10 protein-coding genes are annotated in these 14,579 nt (G+C 70.8%); 4 read left to right on the plus strand and 6 right to left on the minus strand.

Annotation, left to right across the window (positions count from 1 at the left end):
- Positions 1 to 56 precede the first annotated feature (56 nt).
- From ISN38_RS03720 to tssA, 4 genes are all read left to right on the plus strand, one after another.
- Positions 57 to 926 carry a cytochrome-c peroxidase gene (locus ISN38_RS03720; protein ID WP_047324738.1) on the plus strand — a complete coding sequence of 290 codons (870 nt, stop codon included), beginning with the start codon at positions 57 to 59 and terminating at the stop codon, positions 924 to 926.
- Positions 923 to 3,340 carry a two-component system VirA-like sensor kinase gene (locus ISN38_RS03725; RefSeq protein WP_053008579.1) on the plus strand — a complete coding sequence of 806 codons (2,418 nt, stop codon included), beginning with the start codon at positions 923 to 925 and terminating at the stop codon, positions 3,338 to 3,340. The genes ISN38_RS03720 and ISN38_RS03725 overlap by 4 nt, the downstream gene beginning before the upstream one ends.
- A 110-nt stretch (positions 3,341 to 3,450) precedes the next feature.
- Positions 3,451 to 4,428 carry a LysR family transcriptional regulator gene (locus ISN38_RS03730; RefSeq protein ID WP_003467717.1) on the plus strand — a complete coding sequence of 326 codons (978 nt, stop codon included), beginning with the start codon at positions 3,451 to 3,453 and terminating at the stop codon, positions 4,426 to 4,428.
- Complete coding sequence (tssA, locus tag ISN38_RS03735; RefSeq protein WP_206712068.1) at positions 4,425 to 5,453, plus strand: type VI secretion system protein TssA; 1,029 nt, start codon at positions 4,425 to 4,427, stop codon at positions 5,451 to 5,453. The genes ISN38_RS03730 and tssA overlap by 4 nt, the downstream gene beginning before the upstream one ends.
- A 13-nt stretch (positions 5,454 to 5,466) precedes the next feature.
- On the opposite strand, the gene ISN38_RS03740 is transcribed toward tssA, so the two are convergent.
- Genes ISN38_RS03740 through tssL form a run of 6 tightly spaced genes read right to left on the minus strand, consistent with a single transcriptional unit; the run spans position 5,467 to position 14,579 of the window.
- Complete coding sequence (locus ISN38_RS03740; RefSeq protein ID WP_003467714.1) at positions 5,467 to 5,760, minus strand: hypothetical protein; 294 nt, start codon at positions 5,758 to 5,760, stop codon at positions 5,467 to 5,469.
- Positions 5,757 to 8,609 (minus strand): bifunctional serine/threonine-protein kinase/formylglycine-generating enzyme family protein, encoded by a 2,853-nt coding sequence (locus ISN38_RS03745; RefSeq protein ID WP_206712069.1) that lies wholly within the window; start codon positions 8,607 to 8,609, stop codon positions 5,757 to 5,759. Before ISN38_RS03745 ends, ISN38_RS03740 begins: the two co-directional genes overlap by 4 nt.
- The gene (locus ISN38_RS03750) at positions 8,606 to 9,325 is read right to left on the minus strand and encodes a PP2C family protein-serine/threonine phosphatase (protein WP_003467712.1); all 720 of its coding nucleotides are present in this window, start codon (positions 9,323 to 9,325) and stop codon (positions 8,606 to 8,608) included. The genes ISN38_RS03745 and ISN38_RS03750 overlap by 4 nt, the downstream gene beginning before the upstream one ends.
- Complete coding sequence (gene tagF / locus ISN38_RS03755; RefSeq protein ID WP_003467711.1) at positions 9,322 to 9,885, minus strand: type VI secretion system-associated protein TagF; 564 nt, start codon at positions 9,883 to 9,885, stop codon at positions 9,322 to 9,324. The genes ISN38_RS03750 and tagF overlap by 4 nt, the downstream gene beginning before the upstream one ends.
- The gene (tssM, locus tag ISN38_RS03760) at positions 9,882 to 13,280 is read right to left on the minus strand and encodes a type VI secretion system membrane subunit TssM (RefSeq protein WP_058364234.1); all 3,399 of its coding nucleotides are present in this window, start codon (positions 13,278 to 13,280) and stop codon (positions 9,882 to 9,884) included. The genes tagF and tssM overlap by 4 nt, the downstream gene beginning before the upstream one ends.
- Before the next feature lie 3 nt (positions 13,281 to 13,283).
- Positions 13,284 to 14,579, minus strand: coding sequence for a type VI secretion system protein TssL, long form (gene tssL, locus ISN38_RS03765; protein WP_058362913.1), 1,296 nt, complete (start codon positions 14,577 to 14,579; stop codon positions 13,284 to 13,286).

Consider the following 14,579-nt stretch of genomic DNA (forward strand, 5'->3'; position numbering starts at 1 on the left):
CGGCCTTCTTGCGGAATGTCCTGACTGTGCTGAGCGCATGCGCCAGCCCCGCAGCCATGACCGCACAGAGCGAACGCGCGTCGAACGAACCGATCCATCCGCTACCCGCGCCGACCGGATTGGATCCGGCCAGGGTCGCGCTGGGCGCGCGCCTGTTCCGCGCCTCGCGCCTGTCTGGCGATGGCCGGCTGTCGTGGCAGTCCTGCCACGACATCGGCAGCAATGGTGCCGGCCATCGAGCGCTGAACGAGGTCGACGGCAGGCCCCCGCCCGTGTTCAACACTCCCGCCGTGTTCAATGCCACGCTGTCCTTCCGCCTGAACCGGGGAGGGGAATTGCGCACGCTGCACGAACAGGCGCTGGCGTCGCTGCAGAATCCAGGGGAAATGCGGGCCGATGTGGCAACGCTCGTACGGCGATTGCGCGGCGATGCCGGGTCCGTCCGCGATTTCGAACGTGCCTACCGGCGCCCCCCCGACCGCGTGACGCTGCTCGATGCGATCGCCAGCGACGAACGCGCGCTCACCACGCCCGGCAGCCGCTTAGATCGCTGGCTGCAAGGCGACGACGACGCGCTGACAACGCAGGAGCTGCGTGGCTACCGCAGTTGCAAATCGGTGGGCTGCATCGCCTGCCATCAGGGCCGCGGCGTAGGCGGGAACCTGTTCCAGCGTAGTGGGGTGTTTTCTCCAGCCGCCCGCCACAGCGTGGCCAGGTTGCGCGTTCCGAGCCTGCGCAATGTCGACGCGACCGCGCCCTATTTCCATGATGGCAGCGCACCGACCATGGAGTGGGCTATCGACGCAATGGCGCAGGCGCAGCTCGCCGTGGTGCTGCGCCGCGAGGAGATCGCCGACATCGCCGCGTTCTTGCGGGCGCTCACCGGCAACCATGACGGACACCCGGTCACGGATCGACCGCGATGAAGACCGTCATCGCCATGTCCACCATCCTGCTGGTCGCGATGGCGACCGTCGAAACAGTCACCCGCCTGCTCGACGAGCAGGCCCATCGTTACGACTTGGCCATGAGCACCCTGGATGCGCTGAACATCGCCGACACCTGCATGCATAAGGGCGTACTGGAGTTGCGTGCGGGCCTGCTGCACGACGACGACCGCATCGTCGACGACAACCGGCACGCCTGGAAAGCGCTGCAGCAACTGCATGGATTGGCGCAATCCGACGAACCGCTGATCGCGGCGATCCGCGCGCTCGAGCGAGACTATCGGTCCAAGTCGGCGCAACTGGAACTGTTCAAGACGCAGAACGCGCTGCTCGGAAATTCGCTGGCGTACTTCTGGCGCGAGAGCGACGCACGCATGCGCGACAGCCTCGACCGGGCCGAGCTGCGACGGCTCGGCGCGCTGGGCAGCGCGATGCACCGCCTCAGCATGGACAACAGCGCGGACATCCAGGCGCTGGCGCGCGCGCGACTGGAGGCCGCCACGCACGGTCGCGGACCATCCCCCTTGCTGACGCACGGACGCATGCTGCTGGAGCTGCTGCCGGCGACCGAGGCCAGCATCGAACGTATGCGTCCCGTCACTGAACTGGCGTCCTACCGCCGCGTGCGCGGCGACCTCCAACAGCGCATGCTCGCGCTCGATACGCTGCGCGCAACGCTGCGCCTGTGCATGCTGGCGATGGCCGCGATCATGGTCGCGATGCTGGTGCACCTGACCCTGCTGCTACGCCGCCGTGCGAGCACGCTGCGCCGGCGCGCCGAGTTCGGCCGCATCATGGTGTCGATCTCGCGCGAGCTGATCGGCAGCGATCGCGCGCGGATCGACCACGCCATCACCGCGGCGGCCGGACGTATCGCGGCCTGGCTCGATCTGCCGTATTCGGCCCTGATCCTCGACAGCGGCGCCGCGCCGACCTCGACCTGGCCGGAACCGCGCGATGCCCGCGTACATGCGGCCACCGCAGCGGCGCTGGCGCTGCCGGTCGCGGCGGACGGCGCGCCGCACGACATGGCCGCCGTCGCCGGCGGGGGCGATGCCGTACCGCTGCCGTACCCTGCCGGCAAGCGGCTGCGCGGGGCCCATTGGGTGTACCTGAGGCGTCATTCCGGCGGCGGCACGGCGATGTTGTGCCTGCAACGCAATGAGCGACACGGCGGCTTCCCGCGCAATTCAGAATTGTTTCCGTTGCTGTACAGCGCGCTGGACATGCTGGCCGAGGCGGTGATCCGGCGCAGGCTCGAGAACGAAGCCAACGCACTGGAGAGACGCCTGGAGCAGGCAAGACGCATGGAGACCATCGGCGCCATGGCCAGCGGCATCTCGCACAACTTCAACAACATCGTCGGTGCGATCCGCGCCAACGCGGAGATGGCGCTGTCCGCCCTGTCGCCCGGCGCGCATGCGCGTTCCCACCTGGTGGCGATCGAGCGGGCCACCGGCCACGCCAGCAATCTGATCGAGGCGATCCTGGATTTCGGCCGCGCGCAAAAACACAATGTGCAACTGGTCGATCTGGCTGCGCTGCTGCGGGAGACACAGACGCTGTTGCGCGTGTCGTTCTCCGGCGCGGTAAGGCTAGACGTGCGGATCGACGACCGGCCGCTATATGTGCATGGCAATGCCTCGCAATTGCAGCAGGTGATCCTCAATCTGGTCCACAACGCGGTGCGGGCCATGCGCCGGCGGGGCATCGTGTCGATCCGGCTATGCGTCGGCACCGACCAACGGACGCTGCGCCTGAGCGTCGCCGACCGCGGCATCGGCATTCCCGCCGATCGCCTCGAGCGCATTTTCTATCCGTTCTACACCACCCGTGCCGGCGGCAACGGATTGGGCCTGGCGACGGTCAAGCAAATCGTCGGCAACCACGATGGCCGGATCGAGGTGCACAGTCAGGTCGGCACCGGGACTACGTTCGTCATCGAATTGCCGCTCTGCCTGCCTTGCACCGCGCAAGTACAGCAGTCCGTCCAGCCCAGCCATCGTCGACTGCTGCTGCTATGCGCGGATCGCGCCGCGCTCGAACGCTTGGAAGAGATGCTGGCCGCGCTCGGCCACGAGCCTGTCGGGCATCTGCAAGCCGCCGCGGCGTGCCGCATGCTGCTCGACGAGCCAGACAGGTTCGACGGATTGGTCGTGCAATGCGACGACGCCGATGCCGCCGACCAGGCTATCCACGCCCTGAACGCCGTCGCCCCGCAGTTGCCGCTGCTGCTGATCCAGGCCGGGCAGCCGCCCGCCGCGGCGGCACGCGCTCGCAGCGACTACCAGATGCTGCGGACGCCTTATTCGCCAGGATCGCTGGCGCAGGCGCTGGAACGGACATTGCGGGCGCAGGCGCCGGGATTTTCCACGACGCCAAAGCCTCTGTGACAAATGAAACAAAGCGGCGCCGATCTGAAACCCCGACGTAGCCGGGCAGGCCTACCGTGAAGTCCGGCCGGACGCGGTACCGGCCCCCTCATCCGAACCACGAGGCGCTCATGGATCTGCGACCCACCGATCTTCCTTTGCTCGTGTCGCTCGACACGCTCCTGGAACTGAAGAACGTCACCCGTGCCGCACAGCGGCTGCACATGAGCCAGCCTGCGCTGTCTTCGCAACTGGCACGCTTGCGTGTGCTGTTCAAGGACCCATTGCTCACGCCATCGGAAACCGGGCGCGGCATGGTCGCCACGCCGATGGCGCTGGCGCTGGAGGCGCCGCTGCGCGACGCGATCGGGCGGCTGAGCCTGTTGGGAAAACACGGCAACGCGTTCGATCCGTCCACCGCAGAGATCACTTTCCGCATCGCCGGCAGCGCCTACGCATTCGCCACGCTAGCCGCGAGCCTGGTCTGTCGGGTGCACGCCTGCGGCAATCCGGCGATCGGCTTGAGTTTCGTACACGTTGCCGGCCAGGCGGCGCTGGAGGCGTTCGAAAACGGCGACATCGATGTGCTGCTGGACGGCGCCCATGCCATTCATCCATCCCTGCGCGTGCGCAGTCTGTCAGACGACCGCTATGTGATGGCGCAGCGCCACGGCCACCCGCGCGGCTCGTTGCCGCCGACAATGGAAGAATATTGCGCACTGCAGCACGTGCAACTGGTCCACTCTCCGGGCAACGACGTGATCGATGTGGAACTGCAGGCGCTGGGACTGACCCGCCAGATCGCGGTGAAGGCCGCGAACCACGGCATGCTGCTGGACATCCTGGCCCATACCGACATGGTCGCCACCGTTCCGGCCTGCCTGCTGACGGCTGCTGTCGAGGCGGAGGTGGCGCATTTCGAGTTGCCTTTCGCGCTCCCCGATGCGGCGCTGGCGATGGCCTGGCATCGACGCAGCGACGGCCACACCCCGCACCGCTGGTTGCGCGAGTGCGTTCTGGCTGTCGCGGAAGCGTCGTCGTCCGGGCTGGGCTGGCCCGCTGCCCAAGCGCACGCCACGTCCTGCCAGCCTCCGGCGAGCCAGGCATGACCATGACCGAAGAGATCGAACGCCTGCTGCAGCCGATCGACAGCGCCGAACCAGCCGGACCTAACCTGGAATACGACGCACAGTTCCAGGCCCTGGAAGAGGTGGCGCGACCGCGCCCGGAACGCGCGCTGGGTGCCGGGGTGATCGCGTCGGAGCAGCCGCCGTGGCGGCAAGTGGCCGAGCAGGCCACTGCGTTGCTGCTGCGCGCGAAAGATCTGCGCGTGGTCACCCACCTGTGCACGGCGCGCCTTCATCTGGACGGGTTCGCCGGCTGGGCGGACGGGCTGACCTTGCTCAGCCTGCTGCTGGAACGCTATTGGGACGCTGTCCACCCGCGCCTGGAGGCCGACGCCGACCCCATCGAACGCGTCAATGCCCTCGCCTCGCTGGTCGATCACGCGACGCTGCACACCGTGCGCTCCACCCGATTGTTGCAAGGCCTGCATCCGGCGCATTTCTCGCTGCGCGACCTGCGCCTGGCGCAAGGCGTGCAACGCGAGGCCGATGGCGTCGACGAGGAGCGCCCCGGGCTAGGCGCGATCGATACCTGCCTGCGCGAGATTCCGCTGCAAGCGCTGGTCGATCTGGACGCGACGCTGCTGCGCGCAGAAGAGGCGCTGGCCGCGATCATCCGACTGTTCACCGAGCGGACGCCGGGCAGCGGTCCGGCGCTGGACCCCGCCTTGCGCGACCTGCACGAACTGCGCGCATTCCTGGCCACGTATCTGCTCAAACGCAACGCGTCCATGGAGCAATCCTCCGCCGACGCCGCCAGCGACGGCAAGCGTGCCGTCGGCGTCGCCAGGGCGGGCAACGGGGCGATCGAGCGCCGCGAGGACGTGATGCGCGCACTGGAACAGCTCTGCGACTACTACGCAAGGCGCGAACCATCGAGCCCGGTGCCGCTGCTGCTGCGCCGCGCGCAACGCCTGGTCGGGCTGGACTTCGCGGCGCTGCTGCGCGACCTCGCCCCCGGCGGCATTGCCGAATTGCAGGTGATCTCGGGCGATCCGCACGACGCCTGAACGCGGCCGCCGGTCAGAGGGAGCTGGAGGACCAATAGACCGCCATCGCGCCGAGCAGCATGCACGCGCCCCACAACGGCAGTTTCCACCAGCCCGCCATCGCCGCACGACGACGGCACCGCGTCATCGCGGGGGATGTTGCGAATCCCGTTGCGGGCGGCGCGACCGCGCCACGGCCATGCAGCAACGCATCGCACAGCAGCGCGCGCCGGCGCGCGCGGTACTCGTCCGGCGCCATGCGCCGCGTTGCCTGGGCGTCGTTGAGCATGCCCAACACCCGGTTGACCCGCTGCTCCCACTCGGTCACTTCACGTCCCTCACCAGGCGCGCGCCGATGCCGCGAGCGGCGTTGCCATCGCCTGCCTTGCCGCCGCTGCCGGCGCACGCATCTTTATCGCCTTCGCCACCGCGCACGCGGATGCTCGCTCCGTCGCGGACCCATTCGCCAACCCCGCCGGCCATGTTGAGCAAGCCCCAGCGGTTGGATACCGCTTTCTCGCAGGCGCCGGAGCTACCGCCAGCGAGTGCGGCATGCAGCCATTGCGCGTCGCGCGGCAAGCGATAGGTGTAGCCGCTGGCCTCGCTCAGCCAGCGCGCGTACCGCTCCACCAGATCGATCGACATGCGCTCGGCGGCCGCCTGCGGCCGGGCCTGCCGCGGCAGCTTGCAGCCCTGCGTGGCACTGCAGAACGCTGCGATGTCGGCGACGCTGATCTCGTTGCGCATCATCGCCAGCGCGCCCCCCGATGGCGACGGCAACACGACCAGCGCCGGTCCGCGTCCCTGCGCGCCGAGATCATCCGCACAGGCACGTCCGCTGCCGACGATGCCAGGAATGCGGCACGCATCGGCGGTATTCCGCTGCGTCTGCGGCTCGGCCTGCTGCAGACGCGCCAGCAGCGCGGCGGCGGCACGCGAGCGCGCCTGGCCGGCGAGATCGGTGGCGAAGCGGCGGTAGCCGGCCGCATCCTGCGCCCGTAGCCGCCTGGCGCGTGCGCGCAGTGCCTGCATCGCCGCTGCGTCCGGCGTGGCGGCCACACGCAGCAGATCGACCGCGAACGCATAGCGCGCGTCGGCCTGGCGCAGAGACGGCGCCGGCGCCGGCGCCACCGACACCCCCTCCCGGGTCGTCGCCGCCGCAGCGTCCCAGCGTCCCTCCAGCGCCAATGCGCGAGCGCGGCCGAGATAGGCATCCACCAGCATCTGCCGGCCCGCGCCGGCGAGCAGCGGATGATCGGGCCGCAGCGCTGCGATCTGCGCGAGCAGATCGCGAACCTTCGCCACATCGTGCGCCGCGGCTGCGGTACGCATCGACTCGATCCGCGACGCCACCTCGGCCTCGGCCAGCGCCTTGCCATCGCGTGCAACGGCCCTGGTCGGCGCGGCGCCGGCACTGAGCTGGGCGGCATACGCCGGCAACCGCGTCGATGCGGGAAACGCCTTGCGCCCGCTGTCCAGCCAGCGCCGCGCGGCGGTGCGGTCGCCACGCTCCAACGCGTCCTCAAGCGCACGCTCGTAGCGCAGTTCCAGTTCGGGTTGCCGCGCCAGGCCGCTGTCCGGCGCGAGCGCACGGATGCGCGTCATCAGCATCACGACGTTGTCGGGCTGGTCCTCGGACAACCGGCCCTCGGCGACGGCCCGGCTCAACCGCGTGTCCAGGGCGTTGAGCAGCAGATCGCGCTGCTGCCGGATGCCGGCGCGACGCGCCTCCAACTGCGGCGAGAACAGCCTCCAGCGCTCGCGCAATGCGAACAGCCGCTGTGTGCTCGCGTAGTCGAGCCGCCCCTGCCCGGGTTGCCAATAGGCGTCGAGCCGGGCGAGCAGAAAGGCTTCGAGCGCCGCGCTGTGGTCGAGGATCAGACGCTGGCGCTCGTCGCTGTCCAGCGCCGCCAGCGCGCGCGCGGCCCGGGTCTCGTCGACGAACCGCTGGGCCGACCCCGGCGCAAGCCCGTCCAGCACCTGCGCGACCTGCTGCCGTTGCCGTTGCAGATGCAGCACGGCCGCCACCACCACCACCAGTGCGAGCGCCAGCAAACCGACGCCAGCCCGACGCAACCAGCGCTCGCGGCGCGTGCGCGGGCGCAACTGCGCCAGCAGCGTGGCCATGTCCGGACGCTGGCGCGCGTCGAAGGCCAGCGCACGCCGCAGTACGCGGTTGCCGCGCCGGTCCAGGCCGGGCAGCGGCGCCGGCTGCAGTCCCTTTTCGCGGGCCTGCGCACCGGTCCGCTTGTCGAACGGATGGCGTCCGGCGAGCAGTTCGTAGACCACGCAGCCGAATGCGTAGACGTCGTCGGCGAACGCCGGCTCGCGTCCGTCCAGCATCTCCGGGCTGGCATAGGCCGGCGTCATCGCACCGAGCGAGGTGGCGTCGAACAGGGTGCGGTCGTCGCTGGCATCGGCGCCGGCCAGCTTGGCCGCACGGGCGATGCCGAAATCGAACACTTTGGCGACGGTGTTCTCGTCGACCATCACGTTGCCGGGCTTGAAGTCCGAATGCACGATGCCGGCGGCATGCGCGCGCCGCAGCGCCTGGCCCATGCCTGCGATCAGCGGCCAGGCCTGCGCCATCGGCAGGCCGTTGCCGTGCCGGGCGCCGATCAGGCTGCGCAAGTCGCTGCCCTGGACGTACTCCATCGTCATGAAGACGATGGCGCCGTCCTTGTCGAAGTCGTAGACGCGCACGATGTGGTCGTGCGCCAGGTGCTGCGCGCGGCGCGACTCGCGCTGCAGCGCGATCAGCGCGTGCGGATGCTGGCGGAACTCGTCGTTGAGTACCTTCACCGCGATGTACGGGTCGCGGTCGCGGGCCTCGACCTTGCGCTCGTCGCGGGCCAGGTAGACCACTCCCATGCCGCCGCGCCCGATCTCGCGTTCCAGCAGGAAACGGCCCTTCAGCATCGTGCCGATGCCGACCACGGCGTCGCCCGGCAGCCGTCCCAGGCGCTGCCAACTGGAGTGGGTGGCGCTGTCGGGCACGCTGGGCTCGGCGCTGATCGGAGCGACCCGGGTGGCGTCGGGATCGTCGGCAACGCCTTCGGACCCGACCTGCGCGGCGGCATCGACGGGCTCGCGGCGCGTGCTCAGCGGCGCGACCCGGGTCGCATCTGTGGCCGCACCGTGCGGGCCTGCGGACGCGGCGTCGTCGGGCTCGGTCATGGCGACGCTGCATCGTCCAGGCGCAACACGATCGCCGAGACGTTGTCGCGGCCGGCGCGCGCCAGTGCGCTGTCGAACAGGCGGGCCACCAGCGTGTGCGGATCCGCCGCGCGACGGCAGTGCGCGGCGATTTCCGTATCGTCCAGCTCCTTGTTGATGCCGTCGGAACACAGCAACACGCACTGTCCGGGGCGACGCTGCAACACCATCCAGTCCACGCACAGCAGGTCGTCGGCACCGATGGCACGGGTCAGCACGCCCGACGCCGGCGCATGCCGACCGGAGCGCGCGGCGCCGTCGTCGCAGCCGGCGACATGGTCGCGGGTGAGCGGATGCAGCACGCCGGACTCGAACAGATAGGCACGGCTATCGCCGACCCAGCCGCACAGCAACAGATCGGCGTCGTGCACCAGCATCACCACGGTGGACCCGATCACGTCCACGCTGCGGCGGCGGGCCAGTGCGCGCAGTTCGGCGTTGACCTCGCCCAGCGCGGCGTCGATGCCTTCGACGAAATCGACCACGCCGCCGCGACGCGGCAATGTGCCGAGGCGCTCGACCACCATGCGACTGGCCACCTCGCCGGCGCTGTGTCCGCCCAAGCCATCGGCCACCGCCCACAAGCCCACATCCTCGCGCAGCAGGATCGCATCCTGGTTCTGGCGGCGCACGTTGCCCGCCGCGGTACGCCCTGCGCAGACGTAGCCGGCGCTCATCGCACCGGCTCCGACGCCGCCTCGCCCTGGCCCAGCAGCATGGCCGCCTGTTGCGGCCCCGGCAGGCCGTCGGTGGCGACCCAGACGCCGCTGTGGCCATGGTCGCGGCTGCTCCACCACAACGCACCGGCGCGCAGAGGCGGCGGCCATTGCGCATTCGGCACCGTTGCGGTTGCGGCGAGCGCCTGGCAGGCACGATCGAAGCTGTCGACGTCGTCGATCGCCGATGCCGATTCGAGCAGCGCCGCAGCCGCGGCCAGCCACGGCGGATGACGCGCACCCACCGGCAGCGCGGCGGCGATGGTCATCGGGAAACGGCGGCCGACCCGATCGCGGCTGGCGACCAGCGCGCCTGCCCAGGCGCAGGCGCCGCACAACCCCGGCGCGAGCACGAAGTTCCAGACAGGCGCGGCCGGCGCCTGATCACGCACCTGCCATTGCAGGCGCTGCATCGTCGCATCCCACGGGGCGACGAACGTCGCCGGCAAGCGCCGCTGCACGAAGTCCCCCGCGCAGGGCAGTTTGCCGTGGAAACCCGGATGCGCGAGGACCGACGTCATGGACAACGGAACCGCTGCAGCGTGGTATCGGCGAACGGATGCCGCAGGCTCGCCGGGCGCAGTTCCAGGCGCACCTCGCCCTGGCCGGAGGGGTACTGCGCCGCGTAGCGCATGTCGCCGGTCGGGCGCAGCGCGCCGGCCTGCAGCAGACGGAACCATGCCCAGGCGCCGCGGTACTCGACCGGCGGCAGCGGACGCCCGGCAATGTCCCAGGCGGACAGCCGCGCCATGCCCGGCTGTGGTCCCGGCCAACGCATCGACTGGCTGGCGGCGGCGCCGGCCTGAGTTTCCACACGTTGTCCGTCCACTTCCAGCAGCAGCCGCCCCACCCCCGACTGCGCAGGCAGCACGACCTCGAAGTCGACCCGCGGCTGCGCGCCGCCGGCGAAGAACATCTGCTGGATGCGCGCGGCCAGTTGCGCGCGCTGCAACACGTCGTCGGCGCCGACCTGCGGCGTCGCCTCGTTCCAGCGCCAGTTGCGCGTGCCGGTATCGACCTTGTCGGCGATCGACTGCTGGAAGAATCGATCCAGGCGCCCGCCCGGCGCGAACAGTTCGGCGAAATCGCGCAGCGGGATCTCGGCAGCGGCCTGCGCCACGAACGGGAAGCGGCCGCGCACGAACAGGGCGCAGTCCTGCCCGGCGGCCTGACGTTCGCGGCTGCGCAGCGCATCGCCGGCGCCGTCGGCGACCAGCGCCCGGCTCTGCCCGGCCAGCGCCGCTACCCAACCCTGCAGCGGCGGCGGCAGTTGCCCGGCCTGTTGCGCGGCGATCAGCAGCGCGGGATCGTTCTGGTCGGCGCCGCCGACACCGGCGGTCAACAACGTGCGGCTCATCTGGTTGAGCGTGGTCAGGGCCTGATCCAAGGCGCCGCCGGAGGTCGGATCGGAGAGCCGGTTCAATGCCTCGAAATGGCGCTCGATCGGTTCCGCCTCGGCGCGCCGGGACGGGTCGGCCGCCGCCTCCTGGCCCTGCGCCGGCTTCACGCCCAACGCGGTGGTGTGTTCGCGCAGCAGGCTCAGCAACGCCTTCAGCGGCGACCCGGGGCCGCCGAGCTTGGCCGCCACCGCGCTGGCCTGTGCGGTGGTGGCGACCGGCCGCAGTTGCAGATCGTCCATCAGCCCCTGCCAGGCGGCGATGTAGTCGCGCTGGTAGAGCGCCAGCACGCCACGCGCCAACTGCGAACGCGCGAGCGGATCGAGCGGTGCGCTGCCCAGCACCCAGTCGTCGGCGGCGAACTGGCGGACCGCCTGGTCGATGCCGCCGTCGATCTGGCCCTGGAAGGCCTCGCGGGTGAATAACGCCGGCAGCGGTTCGGACAGCGGTACCCCGCTGCGACGCTGGAACACATCGCCGAGCAGGCCCAGACGGCGGTCCAGGCGTGGCGCCTGCGCGCCGCGTCCGGCCTGTGCCAACGACAAGCCTCCATAGACAAGCGCCGGCAGTTGCGCGGTACGCAGGCTGGCGCGGGTGCGCTCGACCTGCGCCCGGTCCAGCGGCAACGCGCGCGCGCCGGCGCTGGCGCTCAGCAGCGCACGCAGGTGGGTGTCCAGCGCCGCGCGCAGCGCCGGATCCTGCGGGAACAGACCGCGCCATTGCTGCATCGCCAGACTGGCCAGTTGCCCGACCTGGCGTCGCGCCGGCTCGCCGAGCATCAGGTAGCCCTTCAGGAGCTGGTACAGCCGCTGCGGGGCGTTGCCTGCCTCGTCCAGCCCGTCGCGCAGGGCCTCGCCCAGTGCCGGCAACAACAGTGCGTTGAGATCGCGCAGATAGGCGCGTTGCACGTCCTGCGCCAGCGCCGCGCCCTGGTACAGCCCCACGCGCCGCGACCACGGCACCGCTCGGCCGGGGGGCAGCGCGGTATCGCGCGCTTTGACCAGGATATCGAAGCGTTGCAGCGCGGCGACGTAATAGCCCTGTTCGGTGTCGGCCTCGCGTCGCGCGCCGGCGGGGTATTGCTGCAGTACCGCGCGCACGTCGGCGATCAATTGCGCGTTGTGCGCGTAGCTGCCGGCCAGGAGCGACAACAGCAGCAACGTGGAGACGCTGAGACCGACCCATGCCGCCAGTTGCAGCACCCGCCAGCGCCGGCCGCCGCGCGCATGCCCACCGGCCAGGCCGGCCTCGGCGAAGATCACCTCCTCGAGCAGGCGGGCGACGAAGTAGGTGCGCGGCTTGTCCAACGCTGGCGGCAGCGAGGCCATGGCCAGACCGAAGTGTCCGGCCACCGCCGACATCACCCGATCCATCGCATGCCCCTGCTGGGTCCCGGACGTGAGGTACATGCCGCGCAGCCACGGTTGCGCGCCGTAGCCGTGAGCGCCGAACGCGGACTGCACGACGTCGGCCAGCGCCGGCTGCAGCAGCCGCAACTGCTGCGGAAACGACAGCATCGTCGCGCGCCGGTACGGATCGCGTCCATCGCGCAGACGGTCGATGACGCGCGCATCGATGCGTTCCAGCAAGCGCTCCAGCTCGACCGGGAACAGCGTCGTCGGATCGGGGCCGGCGGCGGCGCGCGGCGCCGGCAGGGTCAATCCCCACACCTGGGCACGTCCGGGCGCATCGAGGTCGGCGAAGAAATCGGTAAAACCGGCGATCAGGTCGCACTTGGTCAGCACCAGGTAGACCGGCACGGTAGCGCGCAGGCGCTCGCCGAGTTCGTCCAGCCGGCGGCGCAGCGTCCGCGCGTGCTGCGCGCGGCGGGCGTCGTCGGGGTCGAGCAGGTCGCTGGCGCTGACCGCGACGATCACGCCGTTCAGCGGCTGCCGGCGATGACGCCGCAGCAGGCCGAGAAATCCTTGCCAGGCGGCGGCATCGGCAGTGGCGTCGGACTCCTGCGTGGTCCAGCGCCCGGCGCTGTCGAGAAACACCGCACGATCGGCGAACCACCAGTCGCACGAGCGGGTGCCGCCGACCCCGGCCAGCGGCTGCGCGCCGAACTGCTGCTGCAACGGGAAGTTCTGGCCGGAGTGCTCCAGCAAGGTGCTCTTGCCAGATCCCGGCGCGCCGATCAGCAAGTACCACGGCAGCACGTCGAGGCCGTGCCCTTCGCGGCGGCGGCGGCGCAGCAGCTTCATCGCCTCGGCGAACCGCCCGCGCAGGCGCGCCTGTTCCTCATCGGCGCGGGTCTGGCTGTCGCCGCCCCCATCCGCCAGCGCATCGGCCATGCGCCGTTGCCGCAGCTTGGCCCGCCATTGCCGTAGCCAGCGCCACACTGCCCAGCCGACCACCACCAAGGCGATCGCCAGCAGCCGTGCGGGCACGCTGCGCAGCGGCTGCCACTGCCCGAGGCCGAGATACGGACCGCCGACCCAGACCAGCGTCGCCAGCGCCAGCAGCAGCGCCGCGTCGGACAAGCCGCGCAGGCGGGTGAAATCGGAAAGGTGCGGCATCGTTCAGCCCTCGGGGATCAGCACGATCTCCACGCGCCGGTTGCGCGCGCGGTTTTCGGCCAGCTGCGGCGGCGTGGCCAGCGGTTGCGAGTCGCCCGCGCCGCTGGTCTCGATCCGGCGCGGATCGGACAGGCCGGCGGCGAGCAGAGCACCGACGTTTTCGGCACGCAACGTAGAGAGCGCGTAGTTGTCCTTGATCCGTAGCGAACGCACCGGCTGGTCGTCGGTGTGTCCGATCACCAACACCCTGCCCGGCACGCGCTGCAGCGCCGCGGCGATCCGCCGTAGCAGCCCGTGCTGGCGGGGATCAACCTCGGTCCCGCCGGAAACGAACATCGCCGCGCTGGAAATGCGGATGGTGGAGCGCCCGTCCGCATCGGTGCTGACGGTCAGCAGCCCGGCGCGCTGCTCCGGCTCGAGGAACAGCACCAGCGACACCGGCGCGGCCGGATGCGCCGGCGCGCGCGGCAGGGTCGCGCGCTCCATGCCGATCCCGGCCAACTGCGCGCTGATCGGCGCGGCCATCCGGTTGAGCCGCGCGTACAGCAGCAGGAACACCACGGCCACCAGGCACAGCGACACCACCGTGGCGATCGCCAGCGGCATCAGCGCCGAACCGCGTTCGAGCGGCGCATCGGCGCCGCGCCACTGCGGCGACAGCTCCGCCGGCAGCGGCGCGCGCTGGCGCTGGATCAGCCGGTGCAGTTCGGCCTGGCGGTCGGCCAGCCGCGCCTGGCCGCCCGGCTCGACCAGATAGCGCCCGCCGAATCCCAGCGCCAGCGCCAGGAACAGCAACTCCAGCAGCTCCAGGTGGCGTGCCGGGTCGCGGACCAGGCGGTCGAGCAGGTCGAACACCTTGGCGCCGCCATAGGTTTCGCCATGGAAGGTCACCAGCAGGGTGCGCTGCGACCAGCCGCTGACCTCGCCCCACGGCGAGGCCAGCACCGCCTCGTCCAGCAGCGTGCACAGCGCGTAGCGCGCCGCCAGCGCCGCTTTCGGATCGGCGCCCTGGCGGCAGGCGTCGTCCTCGAAACGGTGCAGGCGCTCGCAGCAACCCTCGCGCAGCGCGGCGATGTCCGGCGCCTGCAGCGAGTGCCGCAGTTGCACCGCGAGCAACAGCAACGGCGTGGCCACGCGCACCAGCGCGTTGCCGCGCATCGCGCCGGGAACGGCCTGCATCGCCGCATCGAGGTCCGGGGCGGCGGCGGCGGGCGCCGGCCGCGGCGCCGGGGCCTCGGCCGGGCCTGCCGCCGTCGCCGCGCGCAGCACGGTCGCATCGTCCAGGGGGTGCTCGGACAT

This window comes from Xanthomonas translucens pv. undulosa (assembly GCF_017301775.1).
Taxonomy (GTDB): domain Bacteria; phylum Pseudomonadota; class Gammaproteobacteria; order Xanthomonadales; family Xanthomonadaceae; genus Xanthomonas_A; species Xanthomonas_A translucens.

What these genes read in the sequence shown, in the direction of transcription:
- ISN38_RS03720 (WP_047324738.1), top strand. Translation starts at nt 57, where the DNA reads ATGACCGCACAGAGCGAACGCGCGTCGAACGAACCGATCCATCCGCTA.
- ISN38_RS03725 (WP_053008579.1), top strand. Translation starts at nt 923, where the DNA reads ATGAAGACCGTCATCGCCATGTCCACCATCCTGCTGGTCGCGATGGCG.
- ISN38_RS03730 (WP_003467717.1), top strand. Translation starts at nt 3,451, where the DNA reads ATGGATCTGCGACCCACCGATCTTCCTTTGCTCGTGTCGCTCGACACG.
- tssA (WP_206712068.1), top strand. Translation starts at nt 4,425, where the DNA reads ATGACCATGACCGAAGAGATCGAACGCCTGCTGCAGCCGATCGACAGC.
- ISN38_RS03745 (WP_206712069.1), bottom strand. Translation starts at nt 8,609, where the DNA reads ATGACCGAGCCCGACGACGCCGCGTCCGCAGGCCCGCACGGTGCGGCC.
- ISN38_RS03750 (WP_003467712.1), bottom strand. Translation starts at nt 9,325, where the DNA reads ATGAGCGCCGGCTACGTCTGCGCAGGGCGTACCGCGGCGGGCAACGTG.
- tagF (WP_003467711.1), bottom strand. Translation starts at nt 9,885, where the DNA reads ATGACGTCGGTCCTCGCGCATCCGGGTTTCCACGGCAAACTGCCCTGC.
- tssM (WP_058364234.1), bottom strand. Translation starts at nt 13,280, where the DNA reads ATGCCGCACCTTTCCGATTTCACCCGCCTGCGCGGCTTGTCCGACGCG.
- tssL (WP_058362913.1), bottom strand. Translation starts at nt 14,579, where the DNA reads ATGTCCGAGCACCCCCTGGACGATGCGACCGTGCTGCGCGCGGCGACG.